General features: G+C 61.5%; 23 protein-coding genes. 22 read left to right on the plus strand and 1 reads right to left on the minus strand.

Going from position 1 to position 19388, the window contains the following annotated elements; genetic code table 11:
• Position 1: 1 nt before the first annotated feature.
• Complete coding sequence (locus AB9K34_RS06460; RefSeq protein ID WP_369953596.1) at positions 2-124, minus strand: hypothetical protein; 123 nt, start codon at positions 122-124, stop codon at positions 2-4.
• A gap of 357 nt (positions 125-481) precedes the next feature.
• On the opposite strand from AB9K34_RS06460, the gene AB9K34_RS06465 reads away from it, so the two are divergent.
• The 22 genes from AB9K34_RS06465 (at position 482) to AB9K34_RS06570 (ending at position 19377) form a co-directional block, all read left to right on the plus strand.
• A complete protein-coding gene (locus AB9K34_RS06465) occupies positions 482-715 on the plus strand; it encodes an acyl carrier protein (RefSeq protein WP_369953597.1) in 234 nt (77 codons plus the stop codon).
• Positions 716-855: 140 nt separating this feature from the next.
• Positions 856-1395 carry a GNAT family N-acetyltransferase gene (locus tag AB9K34_RS06470; protein WP_369953598.1) on the plus strand — a complete coding sequence of 180 codons (540 nt, stop codon included), beginning with the start codon at positions 856-858 and terminating at the stop codon, positions 1393-1395.
• A 100-nt stretch (positions 1396-1495) separates the two neighbouring features.
• Positions 1496-2239 carry a HisA/HisF-related TIM barrel protein gene (locus tag AB9K34_RS06475; RefSeq protein ID WP_369953599.1) on the plus strand — a complete coding sequence of 248 codons (744 nt, stop codon included), beginning with the start codon at positions 1496-1498 and terminating at the stop codon, positions 2237-2239.
• Positions 2240-2358: 119 nt separating this feature from the next.
• On the plus strand, positions 2359-3624 hold the full coding sequence (gene fabF / locus AB9K34_RS06480; RefSeq protein WP_369953600.1) for a beta-ketoacyl-ACP synthase II: 1266 nt from the start codon (positions 2359-2361) through the stop codon (positions 3622-3624).
• Entirely contained in the window at positions 3624-4778 is a 1155-nt protein-coding gene (gene mltG, locus AB9K34_RS06485) for an endolytic transglycosylase MltG (RefSeq protein WP_369953601.1), read from the plus strand. Before fabF ends, mltG begins: the two co-directional genes overlap by 1 nt.
• Before the next feature lie 366 nt (positions 4779-5144).
• The gene (locus tag AB9K34_RS06490) at positions 5145-5474 is read left to right on the plus strand and encodes a hypothetical protein (protein ID WP_369953602.1); all 330 of its coding nucleotides are present in this window, start codon (positions 5145-5147) and stop codon (positions 5472-5474) included.
• The gene (locus tag AB9K34_RS06495) at positions 5398-6768 is read left to right on the plus strand and encodes a DNA-packaging protein (RefSeq protein ID WP_369953603.1); all 1371 of its coding nucleotides are present in this window, start codon (positions 5398-5400) and stop codon (positions 6766-6768) included. Before AB9K34_RS06490 ends, AB9K34_RS06495 begins: the two co-directional genes overlap by 77 nt.
• Before the next feature lie 120 nt (positions 6769-6888).
• Positions 6889-8079: a phage portal protein gene (locus AB9K34_RS06500; protein ID WP_369953604.1), complete on the plus strand. Its 1191-nt coding sequence runs from the start codon at positions 6889-6891 to the stop codon at positions 8077-8079.
• Positions 8063-8362 (plus strand): hypothetical protein, encoded by a 300-nt coding sequence (locus AB9K34_RS06505; RefSeq protein WP_369953605.1) that lies wholly within the window; start codon positions 8063-8065, stop codon positions 8360-8362. The genes AB9K34_RS06500 and AB9K34_RS06505 overlap by 17 nt, the downstream gene beginning before the upstream one ends.
• A gap of 180 nt (positions 8363-8542) precedes the next feature.
• Positions 8543-9100 (plus strand): HK97 family phage prohead protease, encoded by a 558-nt coding sequence (locus AB9K34_RS06510; RefSeq protein ID WP_369953606.1) that lies wholly within the window; start codon positions 8543-8545, stop codon positions 9098-9100.
• Between the two features lie 36 nt (positions 9101-9136).
• Positions 9137-10318 carry a phage major capsid protein gene (locus tag AB9K34_RS06515; RefSeq protein WP_369953608.1) on the plus strand — a complete coding sequence of 394 codons (1182 nt, stop codon included), beginning with the start codon at positions 9137-9139 and terminating at the stop codon, positions 10316-10318.
• A gap of 164 nt (positions 10319-10482) precedes the next feature.
• Positions 10483-11082, plus strand: coding sequence for a head-tail connector protein (locus AB9K34_RS06520; RefSeq protein WP_369953609.1), 600 nt, complete (start codon positions 10483-10485; stop codon positions 11080-11082).
• Positions 11079-11417 carry a head-tail adaptor protein gene (locus AB9K34_RS06525; RefSeq protein ID WP_369953610.1) on the plus strand — a complete coding sequence of 113 codons (339 nt, stop codon included), beginning with the start codon at positions 11079-11081 and terminating at the stop codon, positions 11415-11417. Before AB9K34_RS06520 ends, AB9K34_RS06525 begins: the two co-directional genes overlap by 4 nt.
• Positions 11414-11827: a DUF3168 domain-containing protein gene (locus tag AB9K34_RS06530; RefSeq protein WP_369953611.1), complete on the plus strand. Its 414-nt coding sequence runs from the start codon at positions 11414-11416 to the stop codon at positions 11825-11827. The genes AB9K34_RS06525 and AB9K34_RS06530 overlap by 4 nt, the downstream gene beginning before the upstream one ends.
• Before the next feature lie 25 nt (positions 11828-11852).
• Positions 11853-12266 (plus strand): phage major tail protein, TP901-1 family, encoded by a 414-nt coding sequence (locus AB9K34_RS06535; RefSeq protein ID WP_369953612.1) that lies wholly within the window; start codon positions 11853-11855, stop codon positions 12264-12266.
• Positions 12267-12270: 4 nt separating this feature from the next.
• On the plus strand, positions 12271-12591 hold the full coding sequence (locus tag AB9K34_RS06540; protein ID WP_369953613.1) for a gene transfer agent family protein: 321 nt from the start codon (positions 12271-12273) through the stop codon (positions 12589-12591).
• Positions 12588-12791 (plus strand): rcc01693 family protein, encoded by a 204-nt coding sequence (locus AB9K34_RS06545; protein WP_369953614.1) that lies wholly within the window; start codon positions 12588-12590, stop codon positions 12789-12791. The genes AB9K34_RS06540 and AB9K34_RS06545 overlap by 4 nt, the downstream gene beginning before the upstream one ends.
• Positions 12784-13443 (plus strand): phage tail tape measure protein, encoded by a 660-nt coding sequence (locus tag AB9K34_RS06550; RefSeq protein WP_369953615.1) that lies wholly within the window; start codon positions 12784-12786, stop codon positions 13441-13443. Before AB9K34_RS06545 ends, AB9K34_RS06550 begins: the two co-directional genes overlap by 8 nt.
• A gap of 24 nt (positions 13444-13467) precedes the next feature.
• A complete protein-coding gene (locus AB9K34_RS06555; protein ID WP_369953616.1) occupies positions 13468-14100 on the plus strand; it encodes a TIGR02217 family protein in 633 nt (210 codons plus the stop codon).
• The gene (locus AB9K34_RS06560; RefSeq protein ID WP_369953617.1) at positions 14100-14987 is read left to right on the plus strand and encodes a DUF2163 domain-containing protein; all 888 of its coding nucleotides are present in this window, start codon (positions 14100-14102) and stop codon (positions 14985-14987) included. The genes AB9K34_RS06555 and AB9K34_RS06560 overlap by 1 nt, the downstream gene beginning before the upstream one ends.
• On the plus strand, positions 14984-15427 hold the full coding sequence (locus tag AB9K34_RS06565) for a peptidase (RefSeq protein WP_369953618.1): 444 nt from the start codon (positions 14984-14986) through the stop codon (positions 15425-15427). Before AB9K34_RS06560 ends, AB9K34_RS06565 begins: the two co-directional genes overlap by 4 nt.
• Positions 15427-19377, plus strand: a complete 3951-nt coding sequence (locus AB9K34_RS06570) for a glycoside hydrolase/phage tail family protein (RefSeq protein ID WP_369953619.1) — start codon at positions 15427-15429, stop codon at positions 19375-19377. The genes AB9K34_RS06565 and AB9K34_RS06570 overlap by 1 nt, the downstream gene beginning before the upstream one ends.
• The last annotated feature ends 11 nt before the right edge of the window (positions 19378-19388 follow it).

A 19388-nucleotide genomic window follows, 5' to 3' on the forward strand; every position in this document is an offset into this window, starting at 1 on the left:
GTCAGCGGTCGTCCCGATTATCGGAATGCGAAGAGCCGGGGTGGAGCAGGCGGAACACAAGATAGCTGAGGATCAGCAGGGCGAGAATGAGGAGCAGGCTTTGCGCTTCGTAGAGTTGAATCATGGAACGTGCTCCTTGCGGTGTTTGACCGGCAGTCAGGGGTCTCATGTCAGGGGTCTCATGTCGTCCCGTCGGGGCCTTGGACCCTTGTTTCGCGTATGAGGACAGTCTATCTCCGAAAAAGGACAATTTTTCGGCGGGTTCCAGACCTAAAGATGAAGTGATTGGGCCTTTTCGAAAGCGTTTGCCTCTATGCAACTCTGTGCTATAGGCGGCGCAACCTTGGCAGGCGGCAACAGAACGTCCGGCTGTCAAACCCGGAACGCCGGGAACGAGCCGCCCGACCGGGCGAAACCAACCGACCCCGAGCGGGCGAGGGCAGACTTGGGCCGAGAGCCCGCAATGGAATGAGGAAGTATCATGAGCGACGTCGCAGACCGCGTTAAGAAGATCGTTGTAGAACATCTGGGTGTTGAAGAGGACAAAGTGACCGAGAACGCTTCGTTCATTGACGACCTGGGCGCAGACAGCCTCGACACCGTCGAGTTGGTCATGGCCTTTGAGGAAGAGTTCGGCATCGAGATCCCCGACGATGCGGCCGAAACCATCCAGACCTTTGGCGACGCGGTCAAGTTCATCTCTTCGGCGTCCTGAACCGTTCGAACCGGATTTCGAAAGCGGCGTTTTCCATGGGGAAGCGCCGTTTTTTTCGTGTCATGTGTCGACTGCCTATTGCGTCCGAAAGAAATCTGTAGACACCTTTGAGTTGAGGCAAGCAGACAAGAAACGGCGCAATGATCCGTTCGGTTCCCAATATAAACACGGCGCGGCTGACCCTGCGCGCGATGAAACCCGAAGACTTCAACCGTTTCGCCCAGATTTGGGCGACGATCGATACGGTGAGCAATATCGGCAGCCGTCCGCTGAGCCGGGGTGCGGCATGGGAGTCGTTCCTGCGCAATGCGGGACACTGGGAAATGACCGGCTTTGGGCAATGGGCGGTGATCGAGCAGAAAGCACGGATCATGGTGGGCCAGACAGGGTTTTTCTTTAGCGCCTGTGCCTTTGGCGAGGATTATGACCCCTTTCCCGAAGCCGCCTGGATGCTGACGCCCGAGACGCGGGAGGGCGACCTGGTTCGCGAAGCGGCCGAGGCGGCGCATGACTGGTTCGATCGGGTCATTCCTGGCCCCCTGGTGGCGCGGGTCGGGGTGGAAAACACGGCGGCGCTGAGGTTGGCGGCGCGACTGGGCTATGAAGAGATGCGCGAAACCGAATGTGGCGGCGAATCGATTGTCCTGCTGCGCAGAAACGGTCCGCCGTCGGCAGCATGACGCCGCAAACAGAGCAGGTAGCGCCGAAATAGCGCGATGCTGACCTTCCGGTTGTGTTAGCCTGTGGCTGAAACAGGTGGCCAATATCGGGGGCAAGGTCATGTTGATATATCCGACGATGGAATTGCAGGGCGGGCGCTGCGTGACGCTGGCCAAGGGCAGGCTCAATGAACCGATGGTCTGGCATGTGGACCCGGTCGAAACCGCGCATGACTTTGCCAAAGCCGGGGCAAGCTGGATGCACCTGACCGATTTTGATGCGATCGAGGGGCGCGGCGACAATGCCGAACTGGTCGAGGAGATCATCCGCACGGTCGGCATTCCCGTGCAATTGGGTGGCGGAATGCACAGCCGTGAGCGGGTCGAACACTGGATCGACAAGGGGGCGGGGCGGATCGTGGTCGGCTCGCTGGCGGCACGCGATCCGCAGCTTGTCGGCGAGCTGGCCCGGTTCCATCCCGACCAGATCGTGCTGGCGGTTGATGTCTGGCGCGGACAGGTGATGACCGATGGCTGGCGCACCGCCAGTGCCTGGGCGCCGGAGAGCTTTATCGAGGCGTTCGGCGATGCGCCGTTCGCCGGGATCGTCATCACCGATATCGAAAACGAACTGGACGAGGTCGAGGCGCAACTGGGCCTGATTTCGAGTCTGGCCAGCCATGCCCGCGCCCCGGTGATTGCAAGCGGTGTCGTTCGTTCGGTCGATGACATCGCACGTCTGACCTATGTGCAGAATATCGCCGGTGCGCTGGTCGGGCGCGCGTTGTTCCGCAAGAGCGTCGACTTGTCGGAGGCGCTGAAGATCGCGCAGCCCGGACCCGAGCCTGTGGCCGCGTTCCGGTAGGGTATTGAACACGCGGGGAGCGCGAAAAGGTGCCACCTTGTGATGCGCTGCGCTCTTGCCCCCGTACCCCGGTGCAGGGTAAGAGCGATGCGCAATGGCAAAAGGGGCAAGAGACAGTCATGCGCAGAGTAGTGGTAACCGGATTGGGGCTGGTGACACCGCTGGCAAGCGGGGTCGAGGAAAGCTGGTCCAGGCTGTTGGCCGGGCAATCGGGCGCTGGCCCGATCAAGCAGTTCGATGCCGTCGCAAGCGGAGTTTCGACCACTTATGCGTGTGAAGTGCCAAAAGGCGATGGTACTGACGGCACCTTCAACGCCGATGATTGGCTGGCCCCAAAGGAGCAGCGCAAGATCGACGATTTCATCCTCTATGGAATCGCGGCGGCGGATATGGCGTGCCACGATGCGGGATGGACCCCCGAGGACGAGGCCGACCGACTGCGTACCGGCGTCATGATCGGATCCGGCATCGGCGGGTTGAGTTCGATTGCGGACACCGCCGTCATGATCAAGGAAAAGGGGCCGCGCCGGGTTTCGCCATTTTTCATTCCCGGGGCGCTGATCAACCTGATCTCCGGGCAGGTCAGCATCCGGTTCGGCTTCAAGGGCCCGAACCATTCGGTGGTGACCGCCTGTTCGACGGGCGCGCATGCCATCGGCGATGCCAGCCGCCTGATCCAGCATGGCGATGCGGACGTGATGATTGCCGGCGGCGCCGAGGCCGCGATTTGCGAGATCGGCATTGCCGGATTCAATGCCTGCAAGGCGTTGAGCACCAGGTATGCCGATAATCCCCAGGCGGCGAGCCGCCCCTATGACACCGATCGCGACGGGTTTGTGATGGGCGAAGGTGCCGGTGTGGTGGTTCTGGAAGAATACGAACACGCCAAGGCCCGTGGCGCCAAAATCTATGCCGAGGTTCTGGGCTACGGTCTGTCGGGCGACGCCTATCACATCACCGCGCCGTCCGAGACGGGTGACGGTGCGGAACGGTCGATGCGCGCGGCACTTGAGGGGGCCGGGCTGACCCCTGCGGATGTGGATTACATCAATGCGCATGGCACCAGCACCATGGCCGATACCATCGAGTTGAACGCGGTCGAGCGGATGATGGGCGACGCTGCGTCGAAAGTGACGATGTCGTCGACGAAGTCGATGACCGGGCACCTGCTGGGGGCTGCCGGGGCCATCGAGGCGATCTTTTCGATTCTCGCGATCCGCGATCAGGTGGCCCCGCCGACGATCAACCTGGACAATCCGGCGGTTGAAACCGCTGTTGACCTTGCCCCGAACGCCAAACGGGAACGCAAGATCGATGTGGCACTGTCAAATTCCTTTGGATTCGGTGGCACCAATGCGAGCGTCGTCTTCGGGAAAGCCGGCTGATGTGGCGCAGTCTCGCATCCAACATGCTGACATTCCTGGTCGTCGGGTTGTTCCTTGCGGTTGGAGTGGTGTTGTGGGGAAAGTCCCAATACACGGTTGAAGGGCCGTTGACGGATGCCATCTGTCTGCGGGTCGAGCGCGGCTCGAACATGGGCAAGGTCAGCCGTGATCTGGAAGACATGGGTGCGATCAGCAATGCGACGATCCTCCGGCTGGGCGCCGATTACAGTGAAAAGGCGAGCCAGCTGAAAGCCGGGAGTTTCCTGGTAAAGCCGGGGGCGTCGATGGAGCAGATCGTCGATCAGGTGACGCGGGGTGGTGCGAGCACTTGCGGCACGGAGATCGTGTATCGCGTCGGCGTTACGCGCACCGAAGCGCGCGTGCGCGAGCTTGACCCCGCGACGGATCAGTTCGTCGAGATTGCGACGTTTGATCCGCTCACCGAGGAGGCACCCGAAGGCTATGTTGCGAAGCGGGCGGACGCAGATACCAGGTATCGCATCGCGCTCGCCGAAGGGGTGACCAGCTGGCAGGTTGTAGAGGCGCTGAACGCGATCGATGTGCTGAGCGGAGAAATCACCGAGCGTCCTGCGGAGGGAATGCTTGCCCCGGATAGCTATGAAGTGGTTTCCGGGACAGACAGGTCCGCGTTGCTTGAGCAGATGCAACAGGTGCAGGAATTGCGTATTGCCGCGGCTTGGGAGAGCCGGCAAGAGGGACTGCCACTGGCCAGCCCCGAGGAAATGCTGGTTCTGGCGTCGATCATCGAGAAAGAAACCGGCATTGCCGAGGAACGCGGGCAAGTGGCGAGCGTTTTCGTGAACCGTCTGAACCGGGGCATGCGGCTTCAGACCGACCCGACGGTGATTTACGGGCTGACAAAGGGTCAAGGTGTGCTGGGGCGCGGGTTGAGGCAGAGCGAGCTTCGCAGCAATACGCCTTGGAACACCTATGTCATCGATGGGTTGCCGCCGTCACCGATCGCGAACCCGGGTCTGGCGAGCCTTGAGGCTGCCGTAGCGCCGGCGGTGACAGACTATGTCTTCTTCGTTGCGGATGGCTCGGGGGGGCACGCTTTTGCCGAAACCCTTGAAGAGCATAACCGCAACGTCGCGAAATGGCGCGAGATCGAGGCGCAACAGCAGAACAATTGAAGCGGATCAGCCAGCGTTCATCTTTTAATTGATTGGGTGCTGAGCGCATATGCCGGACGCCAAGCCGCTTTCAAGCGGCTTGGTCAAAACGTCTTGCAAGACGTTTTGAAACGCGAATTTGAATTCGCGTCGTCCAAGGCCGTTTCAACGGCCTTGCGCTCCGAGCATGATCGAAACCTGAAATTAATATTTAATAACAATTTGTTAAGGCTCGTGTTCGATGGCGCAACCTTGACACAGCGTACGATCTCCCGTATAGGTTGTGTCATGCTAGAAGACGTGTGTAGCGACCTCGGGGAAACCTGCAGGTCGTTTTTTCATGTCTCTCGTGCGGAGATTTTTCACGCATGAGGCAAAAGAGCAAACATGACTTTGATTACCCCGGAGGAACGTATTTCTCGTTCGGCTGATATTCTGCGGTCGCTTGAGGAATCGATACTGAGTTTGCGCAAGCGAGCGGAAGACTTGCGACTGCAACTTGAGGCCGGGGAGGATGCAAACCTTGTGGCTGGCAGCAAAGACCTGCTGGAGGCGGAAAAGCTGATCAGCAGTTGCCGAAGAGTGGAGATGAGCCTTGACGAACACTATCGAAAAAAAGCGGGAATCGCGCAGGGAGGTTATGCTCTCGACCTTGATGCCGCCCGATCTGAGATCGGGAGCCGTCTGGCTCGCATCAGAAACAGCCGAGCTTCGTGAAGGCTTTCTGGACAGTCTTGGGGAGGGAGCGCTATTGGCGCTCCCTTTCCTTTTCGAGTTCTGGGCTCTGGAGCACCAATTGGCGCCGGAAGGAGAGTGGCGGAGCTGGGTTATCATGGGAGGGCGCGGCGCGGGCAAGACGCGTGCCGGGGCGGAGTGGGTTCGCATGCAGGTCGAGGGTGCGCGTCCGCTGGATCCGGGCGCCAAGCAGCGCGTGGCTCTGATCGGCGAGACCTATGACCAGGTCCGCGACGTGATGATTTTCGGTGACAGCGGTATCCTGAATTGCTCACCGCCGGATCGCCGTCCTGTGTGGAAATCGACCGAACGCAAGCTGGTCTGGCCGAACGGGGCGGTGGCGCAGGTGTTTTCCGCGCATGATCCCGAGGCGTTGCGAGGGCCGCAATTCGACGCGGCCTGGGTTGACGAGATGGCCAAGTGGAAAAAGGCGCGCGAGACCTGGGACATGCTGCAGTTTGCCTTACGGCTTGGAGATTTGCCGCAGGTCTGTGTCACGACGACGCCGCGCAATATAGGGGTGCTGAAAGAGCTGCTTGCGTCGCCGTCAACCGTTGTGACATGCGCGCCGACCGAGGCGAACCGTGCCAATCTTGCCGCGAGTTTCCTGGAGGAAGTGCGTAGCCGGTACGCGGGGACGCGTCTGGGTCGGCAGGAACTCGACGGCGTGTTGCTGGCAGATGCCGAGGGCGCATTGTGGACGACGGAGATGCTGCAAACCGCGCGCATCGAGAATGCGCCGGAGTTTGACCGGGTGGTGGTGGCGCTGGACCCGTCGGTAAGCGCGGGGCGTGCCGCAGATGAATGCGGGATCGTGGTGGTTGGGGCGCAGACGGATGGACCTCCGCAGGATTGGCGGGCCTGTGTGCTTGCCGACTGTACGGTGCAGGGGGTCGGCCCTGCGGGATGGGCGCGTGCAGCGATCGAGGCGATGGACAGATTTGGTGCCGAGCGGCTGGTGGCCGAGGTAAACCAGGGGGGGCAGCTTGTCGAAGAGGTTCTGCGACAGGTGGACCCGCTGGTTCCGTTCAGGGCCGTGCACGCATCGCGCGGCAAGGTTGCGCGGGCTGAACCCGTGGCGGCGCTGTATGAACAGGGGCGGGTCCGGCATTTGCGGGGATTGAGCGATCTGGAGGAACAGATGTGCCTGATGACGCCACGGGGATATGAGGGACAAGGATCGCCCGATCGTGTGGATGCGCTGGTCTGGGCCTTGCATGATCTGATGATTGCGCCGGCGGCGGTGTATCGGCGTCCGCGTCTGCGTTCGCTGTAGCGCGGGCGGACCACCGTACGGTGGATTTTTATAATTTTACCAAAGCCACGTCAGAAAGATCGCCAACAACCGGGCGGCGCGGAACTGACGCGCGGTTCAGATCAAACAGGAGCATCGGGAATGGTTTTTGATTTTTTGCGCCGGGGCGCAAAGACCGAGGTGCCGAATACCAAGGCAAGCGCGACAGGACCGGTTGTCGCCTATCACTCAGCCGGGCGCGTTGCCTGGAGTCCGCGTGACACAGGATCGTTGACGCGCACCGGTTTTTCCGGGAACCCGGTCGGGTTCCGGTCGGTCAAGCTGATTGCCGAGGCTGCGGCGGCGCTTCCCCTGGTCTTGCAGGACCAGCATCAGCGCTATGATACGCATCCGGTGCTGTCGCTGGTGCAGCGACCGAACGAGGCGCAGGGACGCGCCGAGTTGATGGAAGCGCTGTTTGGTCAGTTGTTGCTGTCTGGCAATGCCTATGTCGAGGCCGTCGCGGGTGAAGGCCGCCTGCCGCTGGAACTGCATGTGCTGCGCTCTGACCGGATGAAGGTGGTGCCTGGAGCGGATGGCTGGCCGGTCGCCTATGAATACAGCGTTGGCGGGCGCAAGCATCGCTTTGACGCGGCGGGTGCGGTTTCTCCGGTTTGCCATATCAAGTCGTTTCATCCGCAGGACGACCACTATGGGTTCTCGCCGATGCAGGCGGCGGCGATGGCGGTGGATGTGCATAACAGCGCATCGCGATGGTCCAAGGCGTTGTTGGACAATGCGGCACGCCCGAGCGGGGCGCTGGTGTTCAACAGCGCGGATGGACACGGGGCGATGGCAGACGATCAGTATCGTCGGTTGTCCGAGGAAATCGAGGCGAATTACCAGGGCGCCCGCAACGCCGGCCGGCCGATGGTGCTGGAAGGTGGGCTGGATTGGAAGCCGATGGGCTTTTCGCCCAGTGACATGGAATTCCAGAAGACCAAGGAAGCGGCGGCGCGCGAGATCGCGCTGGCCTTCGGAGTGCCACCGATGCTGATCGGTATTCAGGGGGACGCGACCTATTCGAATTATCAGGAGGCGAACCGGGCGTTCTATCGGTTGACGGTGCTTCCGCTGGCGACGCGCGTGGCGGCGGCGTTGAGTGATTGGCTGTCGCAGTTCACCGGAGAGATGTTCGAATTGAAACCCGATCTCGATCAGGTGCCTGCACTGGCTGCGGAACGCGATGCGCAATGGGCGCGGGTCTCGCAGGCGCGGTTTCTGAGTGACGCGGAAAAGCGGTCGCTGCTTGGGCTGCCGGCACAGGGGATGGCTGATGACGGTAACCCATGATGTCGGCACCCGGCGCAGTTTTGCGGTGATGGACGGAACGACCTCGATGTTTCGCCAGCTCGAAAAGCGAGTTGTGGCGGTCGAGGCGGCAATTGCAGCCATAGAGACGGATCGGGCGGTGAACGAAGAAAAACGCAAGTTCATGGAGGCGCGGTTCAACCAGATCGACCGACGCCTGGACAAGATCGACGGCCATATTTCCCGTCTGGTCTGGCTGATCATCGCGGCTATCCTCGGCGGTTTCATGTCCTTCGCGATGCAGGGAAATATCCTGAATGTCTGAAGCCATATGGCCCGGCATTGTCGGCGGTGCGGGGGCGCGTGTTGGTGTTCGGCGCTGACGCAGGTGGGCGTTGGGTGGAGCGCCATCCGTTTTCACCGGGAGGCGACACCCCAGTGGATCACGATTGCGACATTTCCCGGGGGCTGAGTTGGTCGTCGGAGTTCATCAAGGAGATTAGTCATGACGCAGGACAATGGGCTTGAACACAAATTCGCCCGGTTTGGGGACGCTTTGAGCGTCAGCGACGGTGCCGTCATCGAAGGCTATGCCAGCCTGTTCGGGCAGGTCGATCAGGGCGGAGATGTGGTGCAGAAGGGAGCATATGAGGCGTCGATCCATGCTCTGGCTGCGACTGGTCGGCGGGTCAAGATGCTCTGGCAGCATGATCCGGCGCAGCCGATCGGCGTCTGGGACGAGGTGCGCGAGGATGGCCGGGGCCTGTGGGTCAAGGGCCGGTTGCTGGAAAGCACCCAGAAAGGTCGCGAGGCGGCGGCTCTGATCGAAGCGGGCGCGATTGACGGGTTGTCGATCGGATATCGCACGACGAAGGCAGGCAAGACAGACAAGGGCCAGCGGCTCTTGACCGAACTGGAGCTTTGGGAAGTGTCACTTGTGACTTTCCCGATGCTGCCCAGTGCGCGGGTGGCGGCGAAGGGCGATACGCTGACGACCGAAACCGTTCTGCGCGAATTGGCCGCGACACTGGAGAGTGCGCGGATGGACCTGGCGTGCCGCTGAACACGCCGATTTCTCACCCTTAGACAGGATGTTCCGATGAGCAATACCGAGCGGCTGGAAACGGCCCAGGAAGGTGCGCCCGTGGTTCGGGAAGTGAAGCAGGCGATGGCCGGCTTCGTGAGCGAATTCAAGGGCTTTCAAAGCGAGATGAATATGAAACTTCAAAAAGCAGAAGAGCGACTGACCATGCTGGATCGTAAATCACAACTCGCGGCACGTCCGCGCCTGTCCGCCGCAACCGAGGAAACGGCTCCGCATCAGAAGGCGTTCAATGCCTATCTGCGCAGCGGCGATGACGACGGGCTTCGCGGTCTTGAGCTGGCGGGCAAGTCGATGACCACGGCGGTCAACAGCGACGGTGGTTATCTGGTGGATCCGCAGACCTCGGAAACGATTCAGTCCGTACTGCATTCCACGGCATCGCTGCGGTCGATTGCATCGGTGGTGAATGTCGAGGCGACCAGTTTCGACGTGCTGGTGGACCATTCCGATGTCGGTGCCGGCTGGGCGACCGAAGCGGGGACGCAGGCCGAGACCGATACGCCGCAGATCGATCGCATCGCCATCCCGCTGCATGAACTGAGCGCCTTGCCCAAGGCGAGCCAGCGTCTGCTGGATGACAGCGCTTTTGATATCGAGGGCTGGCTGGCGTCGCGCATTGCCGACAAGTTTGCGCGTGCCGAGGCCGCGGCGTTCATCACGGGTGACGGGGTGGACAAGCCGCGCGGTATTCTCAGCCATGCGACGATCGAAAACGACAACTGGGCCTGGGGCAGCATAGGCTATATCGCCAGCGGTGTTGATGGCGATGTCGGATCCGGCGACGCGATTGTCGACCTGGTTTACGCCCTGGGTGCGCAATACCGCGCAAACGCCACCTTTGTGATGAACTCCAAGACCGCCGGTCTGGTGCGCAAGCTCAAGGATGCCGATGGCCGGTTCCTGTGGTCCGATGGTCTCGCGGCGGGCGAACCCGCGCGTCTGATGGGTTATCCGGTCGTGATTGCCGAGGATATGCCCGATGCCGCAAGCGAGTCGTTCTCGATCGCCTTTGGTGATTTCAACGCCGGTTACACGATTGCCGAACGTCCTGATCTGCGCGTGCTGCGTGATCCGTTCAGCGCCAAGCCGCATGTTCTGTTTTATGCAACCAAGCGCGTCGGCGGCGATGTTTCGGACTTTGCCGCGATCAAGTTGCTGAAATTCGGCACGTCCTAATCCGTGCCGGACGCGGGGCCAATTGACCGGCCCCGCGGTGGGCGCGCGCCATTCCAGACCCTTCATGTTGTCTAGCTGCTCCCCTCCGTCCGAGCAATGTGAGGCGGCGCGCGTCCATCAAACCAGAACCGGCCCGGAGGGGTCCGAGCTTGCGGAGTGATATGATGATGTTGATCGAAGAGACCACCGTGCCTGACGCGGCGCTGCCGGTGGCTGAGTTCAGGGCGCATTTGCGGCTTGGTACCGGGTTCGGTGACGAGAGCCTGCAGGACGATGTTCTGAACGGGTTCCTGCGGGCGGCGATTGCGGCGATCGAGGCGCGGACCGGAAAGGTGCTGATCTCGCGGGATTTCACCTGGACATTGACCGGTTGGCGCGACCGCGCGGGACAGGTGTTGCCGGTCGCCCCGGTGAACACCATCAATCAGGTGCTGCTGATCGACGAAATCGACATGGAATCTGAGCTGGCCGGTGATGCGTTTCGTCTGGAACGCGACAGCGAGCGCCCGCGGCTGCGTCCGGCAGGTTCGCTTTTGCCGATGATCAGGACCGGTGGTTCGGTGCGTATCGCCTTCACTGCGGGATTTGCGGAAAGCTGGGGCGGATTGCCTGCCGATCTTGGCCACGCGGTAATGTTGCTCGCGGCGCATTACTACGAGCATCGCAATGAAAGCTCGCTAAGCGACGGCAGCATGCCGTTTGGCGTGAGCAGTCTGATCCAGCGATATCGCGTGATGCGGATCGGTGTCGGGGTGGCGCGATGAGCGGGGTGCACCTTGGCCGGAAACTGTTGCTTGAGGCCCCGCGCCGGGTGCCGGATGGCGCTGGCGGATATTCCGAGAACTGGGAGGTTCTTGGAGAGTTGTGGGCCGATGTCCGGAGCCGGACGGGACGCGAAAGAAACGAGTCGGGCGTCGTGGTGTCGTCTGTTGGTTACCGCATCGTCGTTCGCGGCGCACCTCACGGCGCGTCGGCAAGGCCGATGCCCAATCAGAGATTTCGCGACGGCGCACGCCTGTTCGTGATCCGGGCCGTGACAGAGCGCGATGCCAACGGTCGCTACCTGACGTGCTTTGCGGATGAGGAGGTCGTGGCATGAGCTATGCAATGGCAAGCGCGCTGCAGGCGGCCGTGTATCAGCGTCTTCGGGATGATCCGGACCTGGGCGCGCTGGTTGGCGATGCGATTTTCGATGCGGCACCTGAGGGAGAACTTCCCGAACTGTACGTGACGCTGGGCACGGAGACGGTTCGTGACCGGTCGGATGCTGTCGGCACGGGGGCAGAGCATCGCTTTACCGTGTCGGTGATCAGTGCCGCCGCCGGGTTCGGCGTGGCCAAGGACGTCGCCGGTGCGGTGAGCGATGCGCTGTCCGATGCCCGCCCGACCCTGAGCCGGGGCCGTGTGATCGGACTGTGGTTCGAGAGGGCACAGGCGCGCAGGACCGGCACGGCGGGGCGCACCCGGCAGATCGACCTGCGATTTCGCGCGCGTCTCGAAGACAACTGAACACTGATTTTTTCGGAGAAAAGATATGGCTGCCCAGAACGGAAAAGACCTGTTGGTGAAAGTCGACATGACCGGCGATGGCCTTTTTGAAACCATTGCGGGCCTGCGCGCGACGCGCGTCAGCTTCAATGCGGAGACCGTGGATGTCACGAGTCTCGAAAGCCAGGGTGGATGGCGCGAACTGCTCTCGGGGGCGGGTGTCAAATCTGCTGCGATCTCGGGGTCGGGCGTATTCAAGGATGCCAGCACCGATGAGCGCGCGCGGCAATTGTTCTTTGATGGCGAAACCCCGGAGTTCCAGGTTGTCATTCCGGAATTCGGCATCGTGGAGGGGCCGTTCCAGGTGACGGCGATCGAGTATGCCGGGAGCCACAATGGTGAAGCGACATACGAGATGTCGATGGCCAGCGCCGGCGCGCTGAACTTTACGGCGCTTTGATCCGATGGCCAATCCGTGGACTGGAGAGGTGGCCCTGGTCATCGACGGGCAGCGCCGGGTGCTCAAGCTGACACTTGGGGCATTGGCCGAGCTGGAACAGCTGCTTGAGACACCATCGCTGGTGGCGTTGGTCGAGCGCTTTGAAAATTCGTCGTTTTCGATGCGTGACGTGATGGCGCTGCTCGCCGCCGGCTTGCGCGGTGGCGGTGTCGATCTGAGTGCAGAGGCGCTCGGACAGGCCGAAATAGAGGGCGGACCGATGCAAGCTGCGCGGGTGGCGGCAGAATTGCTGGCACGGGCATTCATGGTGCCCGGCGAAACATGAACGGCTTTGACTGGCCGTCGCTGCTGCGGGCGGGCGTGCAGGGGTTGCGGCTGCGGCCTGACGAGTTCTGGCGCCTGACCCCTGCGGAATTACGGCTGATGCTGGGGCAGGGAGGGGCGGGTTCCGCCCTGTCGCGGAGCGGGCTGGATGCGCTCCTGGAGGCTTATCCGGACAGGCAACGAGGAGACGGCGATGAGTGATCGCGATGCAATAGCCAATCTTGAGGATCAGGCGGAGGCGCTGGAAGACAGCCTTGGCGCGGCGGCAAACATGGCGGCCGGATTTGACAGCGAACTACGTCGCGTTCGCGACGCGTTGTCGGCAACCGGCAAGGACGTATCGACGCTCGAACGGGGTATGTCCAAGGGGCTGCGGCGGGCCTTTGACGGTTTGGTGTTTGACGGAATGAAGTTGTCGGACGCGTTGGAGACCGTCGCAAAGTCGATGATTCAAACCACGTATTCCGCTGCCGTTAAGCCGGTTGCGAACCACTTCGGGGGCCTGCTCGCGGATGGTGTCAGCGGGATTGTCGAGGGATTGCTGCCATTTGCAGATGGCGGAAGCTTTTCACAGGGCCGCGTCATGCCTTTTGCCAATGGCGGAATCGTGTCCGGCCCCGTGACATTTCCGATGCGCGGGGGAACCGGATTGATGGGTGAAGCAGGCCCCGAAGCGATCATGCCGCTGGCGCGCGGAGCGGATGGCAAGTTGGGCGTGCGGAGCGCCGGCGGTGGCGCGGTCAGCGTCGTGATGAATATTACCACACCGGATGTGCGGGGCTTTCAACGAAGCCAGGGCCAGATTGCCGCGCAGATGAGCCGGGCGCTGAGCCGTGGCAATCGCAATCGGTAAATCGGACGACAAGGGGAGAACAGGATGAACTTTCACGAAGTGAGATTCCCGGCTTCGCTGAGCTTTGGCTCGGTGGGCGGACCGGAACGGCGTACCGATGTTGTAACGCTCGCCAACGGTTTCGAAGAGCGCAACACGCCCTGGGCGCATTCCAGACGCCGGTATGATGCGGGTCTCGGCATGCGGTCGCTGGATGATGTCGAGACCCTGATCGCGTTTTTCGAGGCGCGCCACGGTCAGATGTTCGGGTTCCGCTGGAAGGACTGGTCAGATTTCAAATCGGGACGGGCGTCGGCAGATACGACGTTCGACGATCAGGTGATCGCGACGGCGGACGGGGTGCAGACGGCGTTTCAGCTGACCAAGACCTATCGCTCCGGCGTGTTTTCCTACGAGCGTCCGATCACCAAGCCGGTGGCTGGGACGGTCCGCATCGGTATCGAGCAGGACGAAATGCGTGAATCGGTGGATTACGAGATCGACCTGACCTCGGGTATCGTCCGGTTCGGGAAACCTCCGGCAAGCGACATGCGCATCATGGCGGGGTACGAGTTTGATGTGCCCGTCCGCTTTGATACCGACCGGATCCAGACCAGCGTTGCCAGCTTTCAGGCCGGCGATGTTCCCAATGTCCCGGTCGTGGAGGTTCGTGTCTGATGGGGGGAATGGACGAGGCGTTCAAGGCGCATATTGCGACCGGTTTGACGACGTTGTGCCGATGCTGGGCCATCACGCGCAAGGATGGAGAAATACTGGGATTTACGGATCATGACGTCGCGCTGGAGTTTGAAGGTGTCAGGTTCAAGGCCGACAGCGGATTGTCCGCACGCGCATTGCAGCAAAGCACCGGACTGTCCGTTGACAATACCGAGGCCCTCGGCGCGTTGAGCGATGCGTCGGTGAGAGCCGAGGACATTGATGCGGGACGCTTTGATGGAGCCGAGGTGCGGGCCTGGCTGGTGAACTGGGCCGATGTCGATGTCCGTTGGTTGCAGTTTCGTGGTTCAATCGGAGAGTTGCGGCGGATTGGCGGCGCGTTTCACGCGGAATTGCGCGGCCTGACCGAGAATCTGAACAGATCCGTGGGGCGCATTTACCAGAAACCCTGCACCGCCGTCCTGGGGGATGGTTCCTGCCGTTTCACGCTTGATACACCCGGATATCGCGATGAGCGCGCGGTCGAGCAGGTTTCCGACGGTCTCAGCTTCACATGGGGCGAGATGCGTGAGTTTGAGCCCGGGTGGTTCCTTCGTGGTCGTCTTACCGTTCTGAGTGGTCCGGCGCAGGGCTTGTGGGGGATGATCCGACAGGACCGGTTTATCGGGGAAAAGCGCCAGATCGAGTTGTGGGAACCGATCCGCGCCGCGATCGACCACGGAGACATGGTGCGTCTTGATGCAGGATGTGACAAGCGCATGGAAACATGCCGTTTGAAATTCAACAACCTTTTGAACTTCCAGGGTTTTCCTGATCTTCCCGGAGAGGACTGGGTGATGGCCGTACCCAAGCAGAGCCGTCGGAACACCGGCGGGAGCCGCAGATGACTGAAATTGTTGTAAAAGCTGCGCGCGGATGGCTCGGGACGCCGTATCGACATCAGGCTGCCTGTCGCGGGGCGGGCACCGACTGTCTCGGGCTGGTGCGTGGGGTGTGGCGTGAGATCATGGGAAGCGAACCCGAGGTGCCGCCGGCATATTCGATGGACTGGTCCGAGCCGCAGGGCCAGGAAAGGCTCTGGCAGGCGGCAACGCGGCATTTATGCGAGCAGCCGGGCAATGCCAGCGCCCCGGAAATCGGGGATGTCATCCTGTTCAGGATGCGCAGCGGGGCCGTTGCAAAACATCTGGGCATCGTGTCGGCAGTCGGCGCGGCCCCGGCCTTCGTTCATGCCTATGAGCGTTATGGCGTGGTCGAGAGCCGGCTGAGCGATCCGTGGCGCCGGCGTATCGTCGCGCGTTTCAAATTTCCACTGGAGGCTAAGTGATGGCGACGATTCTTCTATCGGCCGTAGGTGCGGCTATTGGTGGCTCGATCGGTGGCACTGTTGCCGGGCTTTCATCGGCTGTGATCGGTCGGGCCGTTGGCGCCACGCTTGGTCAGGTCATCGACCAACGCCTGTTGGGGCAGGGATCAGAGGCGGTGGAAACCGGTCGTGTCGACCGGTTCCGGCTGACCCAGTCCGGCGACGGCAATCCGATCGCGCAGGTCTACGGACGGATGCGTGTCGGCGGACAGGTGATCTGGGCCTCGGATTTTCTGGAACGACGCAGTACAACCGGTGGTGGCGGTGGTAAGGGGAGCCCGAGTTCGCCGGAAGTCACCAGCTTCAGCTATAGCGTTTCACTGGCGATTGCCGTCTGCGAAGGTACAATCGCGGGCATCGGGCGGGTCTGGGCGGACGGTGAAGAGGTCGCCCAACGGGACTTGAACATGCGGGTCTATACCGGCACTGACGACCAGTTGCCGGATCCGCTGATCGAGGCAATCGAGGGCGAGGGGTTTGTTCCGGCTTATCGTGGAACGGCGTATGTGGTGCTGGAACGGGTGCCGCTGGGGCGGTTTGGCAACCGTATTCCACAATTCTCGTTCGAGGTTCTGCGGCCCGAGCAAGCGGATTCGCGCACCTATGAAAGCGACCTGGCGCAGTTGGTCAAAGGCGCCGCGCTGATCCCGGGAACGGGTGAATATGCGCTGGCGACATCGGCGGTTCACTACACCAAGGGGCCGGGGATCAACTGGGCGGCGAATTCCAACAGCCCCTCTGGAAAAACCGATTTCCTTACGTCGTTTGAGATGCTGAACACCGAGCTGCCCTCCTGCGGTTCGGTCTCGCTCGTTGCGTCGTGGTTCGGCAGCGATCTGCGCTGTGGGCAATGTGAGGTCAAGCCGAAGATCGAGAAGAGAGCCAACGAAGGTGGCAACATGCCGTGGCGTGTGGCGGGATTGGATCGGGCGGACGCCGACGAGATCGAACGGGAGGACAATCGACCGATCTATGGCGGGACGCCGACCGATCAGTCGGTGATCCAGGCCATTCGCCACGTGAATGCAAAGGGCGGACGGGTCATGTTCTATCCGTTCATTCTGATGGAGCAGACAGAAGGTAATGGGCTGGAGGATCCATGGACATCCGCCGACAACCAGCCAACCTTGCCCTGGCGGGGCCGGATAACGCTGTCGAAAGCGCCAGGACAGAGTGGATCGCCCGACGGAACGGTATTGGCTGATGAGGAAGTCGCCAGCTTTTTCGGGACCGCCCGGGCGTCTGATTTTTCTGTCGTGGGAAGGACTGTCGAGTATACCGGTCCGGATGAATGGGGGCTTCGCCGCTTTATCCTGCACTATGCGGCGCTGTGTGCGGCGGCGGGTGGCGTGCACGCGTTTTGCATCGGGTCGGAAATGCGGGCGTTGACCCAGATACGCGGGGCAGCGGGATTTCCGGCGGTCGAAGAGTTCCGTGCGCTTGCCGCCGAGGTGCGGGCATTGCTCGGACCGGATACACGTATCGGTTATGCGGCGGATTGGAGCGAGTATTTCGGCTATCAGCCGCAGGACGGCAGTGGGGATCGCTATTTCCACCTTGATCCGCTCTGGGCGGATGAGAATATCGACTTCATCGGGATCGACAATTACATGCCCCTGTCCGACTGGCGGGATGGCGATACACATGCGGATGCCGGGTGGGACAGCATTTACAACCTCGACTATCTCGCGGCGAATATCGAGGGCGGCGAAGGCTATGACTGGTACTATCAGTCGTCAGAGGCAGAGGCCGCGCAGATCAGGACACCGATCGAGGATCAGGAGCATGATGAGCCGTGGGTCTGGCGCTACAAGGACATTCGGAACTGGTGGCAGAACCCGCATCACGAACGCATCGGCGGCGTCCGTCAGCAGGATCCGACGGACTGGGTGCCCGCGTCCAAGCCGATCTGGTTCACCGAACTGGGATGCGCCGCGATAGACAAGGGCACCAACCAGCCGAACAAGTTTCTGGACCAGCGGTCATCGGAATCTTCGCTGCCGAAATATTCTGACGGGTCTCGGGATGATCTGATCCAGCTGCAATACCTGCGGACGATGCTGACATATTGGGCTGACCCTGCCAACAATCCGGTGTCCGAGGTTTATGGTGATGCGATGATCGATATGGATAACGCGTATGTCTGGGCCTGGGATACGCGGCCCTATCCGGCATTCCCGAACAATCTGACCCTGTGGAGCGATGGCGCGATTCAATCTCGTGGGCACTGGCTGAACGGTCGGGCAGGTGCGCGAACCCTTGCATCCGTCGTTGAAGAGATTTGCCGTCGCTCCGGTGTCACCGAGGTCGATACGTCGAGATTGTTTGGTGTGGTGCGTGGATATGCGGTGGAAGAGGTCACCTCTGCACGGGCCGCGCTTCAACCACTGATGTTGCGATACGGGTTTGACGCGATCGAGCGTGATGGCGTTCTGAAGTTCGTGATGCGCGGGGCCGGGCGCCCGCATGTGCTGGATGCCGATGCGCTTGCCGTGTCCGGCGATCTGGACGGTACGGTTGAGTACAGCCGCGAGGCCGAAGCCGAGATGACCGGCCGGGTGCGCCTGCGTTTCGTGCAATCAGGTGCGGATCATGAGATTGTCGCCGAGGAAGCGGTTCTGGCGGACACGTCGACACATTCGGTTACATCATCGGAGCTTCCGCTTGCGATGACGCGCTCGGAAGGCCGGCAGGTGGCCGAGCGATGGCTGGCGGAAGCGCGCGTTTCGCGCGAGGCGGCCCGGTTCGCATTGCCGCCATCGTTGATGCACCTGGGGGCCGGCGATGTTGTCCGTCTCGATACCGATCAGGAAGACGCGCACGCATTGTACCGGGTTGACCGGGTCGAACAATCCGAGTTGCAGCTGCTCGAGACCGTGCGGATCGAGCGTGACATTTACAAGACCACTGATCTGCAAGAGGAAATTCCCGGGGCAAAGCCTTTTGCGGCCCCGGTCCCGGTCTTGCCCTTGTTCATGGATTTGCCCCTGATGCGCGGCGACGAAATCGAACATGCGCCGCATCTGGCCGTGACTGCGACACCGTGGCCGGGATCGGTTGCGATATATGGGTCATCCTCGGATGACAGTTACGCGCTAAGCGAGATCATCGCCGCTCGATCCGTCGTGGGGCAGACGGAAAACACGCTCTTTCGCGCGCGTTCCGGGGTCTGGGACGGTGGAGAGGCTTTGCAGGTCCGGATGCTGAGCGGCGCACTGGAATCGCGCGAGAAATCCGCGATCCTTAATGGCGCCAATCTTGCGGCGATCGGGGATGGCACGAGCGGCAATTGGGAATTGTTTCAGTTCCGGAACGCCGAGTTGATTGCCGAAGATACCTATCTGCTGACGGATCGATTGCGGGGGCAGGGTGGCAGTGACGGGATCATGCCGGCGAGCTGGCCAGCCGGGTCATGGTTTGTCCTGATGGACGGAACGCCGGCTCAGATCGATCTCGCGAGCGCGCACAGGCGCGTTTCCCGCCACTATCGCATCGGATCGGCTGCGCGCGGGTATGATGACCCTTCGTATACCCATGTCGTCGAGGCATTTGATGGCAACGGTTTGCGGCCCTATTCTCCGTGTCATCTTGGGGTGTGGTCCGGGCAAAACGGCGATCTGCATTTCGACTGGGTTCGACGAACCCGTATCGACGGCGACAGCTGGGATTTGCCCGAGGTGCCATTGGGGGAAGAAAACGAGACCTATGTGGTGCGGATTTGGAATGGCTCAACCCCGGTGCGGGAGATCACCGTCGGCTCGACAAGCTGGGTCTATACCCGGGCGCTGCAAGATGCGGATGCCGCTCGTCTTCCGCTGCGCTTTGAAGTGGCACAAGTTTCGGTGCGCTACGGCTTTGGGCCATTTGCGTCGCTTGACGTGGGCGATCGGGATGTCTCGGGTTTGGCATGAGGCGTTTTGCC

The organism is Sedimentitalea sp. XS_ASV28 (assembly GCF_041224545.1).
Taxonomy (GTDB): domain Bacteria; phylum Pseudomonadota; class Alphaproteobacteria; order Rhodobacterales; family Rhodobacteraceae; genus Sedimentitalea.

What these genes read in the sequence shown, in the direction of transcription:
- AB9K34_RS06460 (WP_369953596.1), bottom strand. Translation starts at nt 124, where the DNA reads ATGATTCAACTCTACGAAGCGCAAAGCCTGCTCCTCATTCTCGCCCTG.
- AB9K34_RS06465 (WP_369953597.1), top strand. Translation starts at nt 482, where the DNA reads ATGAGCGACGTCGCAGACCGCGTTAAGAAGATCGTTGTAGAACATCTG.
- AB9K34_RS06470 (WP_369953598.1), top strand. Translation starts at nt 856, where the DNA reads ATGATCCGTTCGGTTCCCAATATAAACACGGCGCGGCTGACCCTGCGC.
- AB9K34_RS06475 (WP_369953599.1), top strand. Translation starts at nt 1,496, where the DNA reads ATGTTGATATATCCGACGATGGAATTGCAGGGCGGGCGCTGCGTGACG.
- fabF (WP_369953600.1), top strand. Translation starts at nt 2,359, where the DNA reads ATGCGCAGAGTAGTGGTAACCGGATTGGGGCTGGTGACACCGCTGGCA.
- mltG (WP_369953601.1), top strand. Translation starts at nt 3,624, where the DNA reads ATGTGGCGCAGTCTCGCATCCAACATGCTGACATTCCTGGTCGTCGGG.
- AB9K34_RS06490 (WP_369953602.1), top strand. Translation starts at nt 5,145, where the DNA reads ATGACTTTGATTACCCCGGAGGAACGTATTTCTCGTTCGGCTGATATT.
- AB9K34_RS06495 (WP_369953603.1), top strand. Translation starts at nt 5,398, where the DNA reads ATGCTCTCGACCTTGATGCCGCCCGATCTGAGATCGGGAGCCGTCTGG.
- AB9K34_RS06500 (WP_369953604.1), top strand. Translation starts at nt 6,889, where the DNA reads ATGGTTTTTGATTTTTTGCGCCGGGGCGCAAAGACCGAGGTGCCGAAT.
- AB9K34_RS06505 (WP_369953605.1), top strand. Translation starts at nt 8,063, where the DNA reads ATGACGGTAACCCATGATGTCGGCACCCGGCGCAGTTTTGCGGTGATG.
- AB9K34_RS06510 (WP_369953606.1), top strand. Translation starts at nt 8,543, where the DNA reads ATGACGCAGGACAATGGGCTTGAACACAAATTCGCCCGGTTTGGGGAC.
- AB9K34_RS06515 (WP_369953608.1), top strand. Translation starts at nt 9,137, where the DNA reads ATGAGCAATACCGAGCGGCTGGAAACGGCCCAGGAAGGTGCGCCCGTG.
- AB9K34_RS06520 (WP_369953609.1), top strand. Translation starts at nt 10,483, where the DNA reads ATGATGTTGATCGAAGAGACCACCGTGCCTGACGCGGCGCTGCCGGTG.
- AB9K34_RS06525 (WP_369953610.1), top strand. Translation starts at nt 11,079, where the DNA reads ATGAGCGGGGTGCACCTTGGCCGGAAACTGTTGCTTGAGGCCCCGCGC.
- AB9K34_RS06530 (WP_369953611.1), top strand. Translation starts at nt 11,414, where the DNA reads ATGAGCTATGCAATGGCAAGCGCGCTGCAGGCGGCCGTGTATCAGCGT.
- AB9K34_RS06535 (WP_369953612.1), top strand. Translation starts at nt 11,853, where the DNA reads ATGGCTGCCCAGAACGGAAAAGACCTGTTGGTGAAAGTCGACATGACC.
- AB9K34_RS06540 (WP_369953613.1), top strand. Translation starts at nt 12,271, where the DNA reads ATGGCCAATCCGTGGACTGGAGAGGTGGCCCTGGTCATCGACGGGCAG.
- AB9K34_RS06545 (WP_369953614.1), top strand. Translation starts at nt 12,588, where the DNA reads ATGAACGGCTTTGACTGGCCGTCGCTGCTGCGGGCGGGCGTGCAGGGG.
- AB9K34_RS06550 (WP_369953615.1), top strand. Translation starts at nt 12,784, where the DNA reads ATGAGTGATCGCGATGCAATAGCCAATCTTGAGGATCAGGCGGAGGCG.
- AB9K34_RS06555 (WP_369953616.1), top strand. Translation starts at nt 13,468, where the DNA reads ATGAACTTTCACGAAGTGAGATTCCCGGCTTCGCTGAGCTTTGGCTCG.
- AB9K34_RS06560 (WP_369953617.1), top strand. Translation starts at nt 14,100, where the DNA reads ATGGGGGGAATGGACGAGGCGTTCAAGGCGCATATTGCGACCGGTTTG.
- AB9K34_RS06565 (WP_369953618.1), top strand. Translation starts at nt 14,984, where the DNA reads ATGACTGAAATTGTTGTAAAAGCTGCGCGCGGATGGCTCGGGACGCCG.
- AB9K34_RS06570 (WP_369953619.1), top strand. Translation starts at nt 15,427, where the DNA reads ATGGCGACGATTCTTCTATCGGCCGTAGGTGCGGCTATTGGTGGCTCG.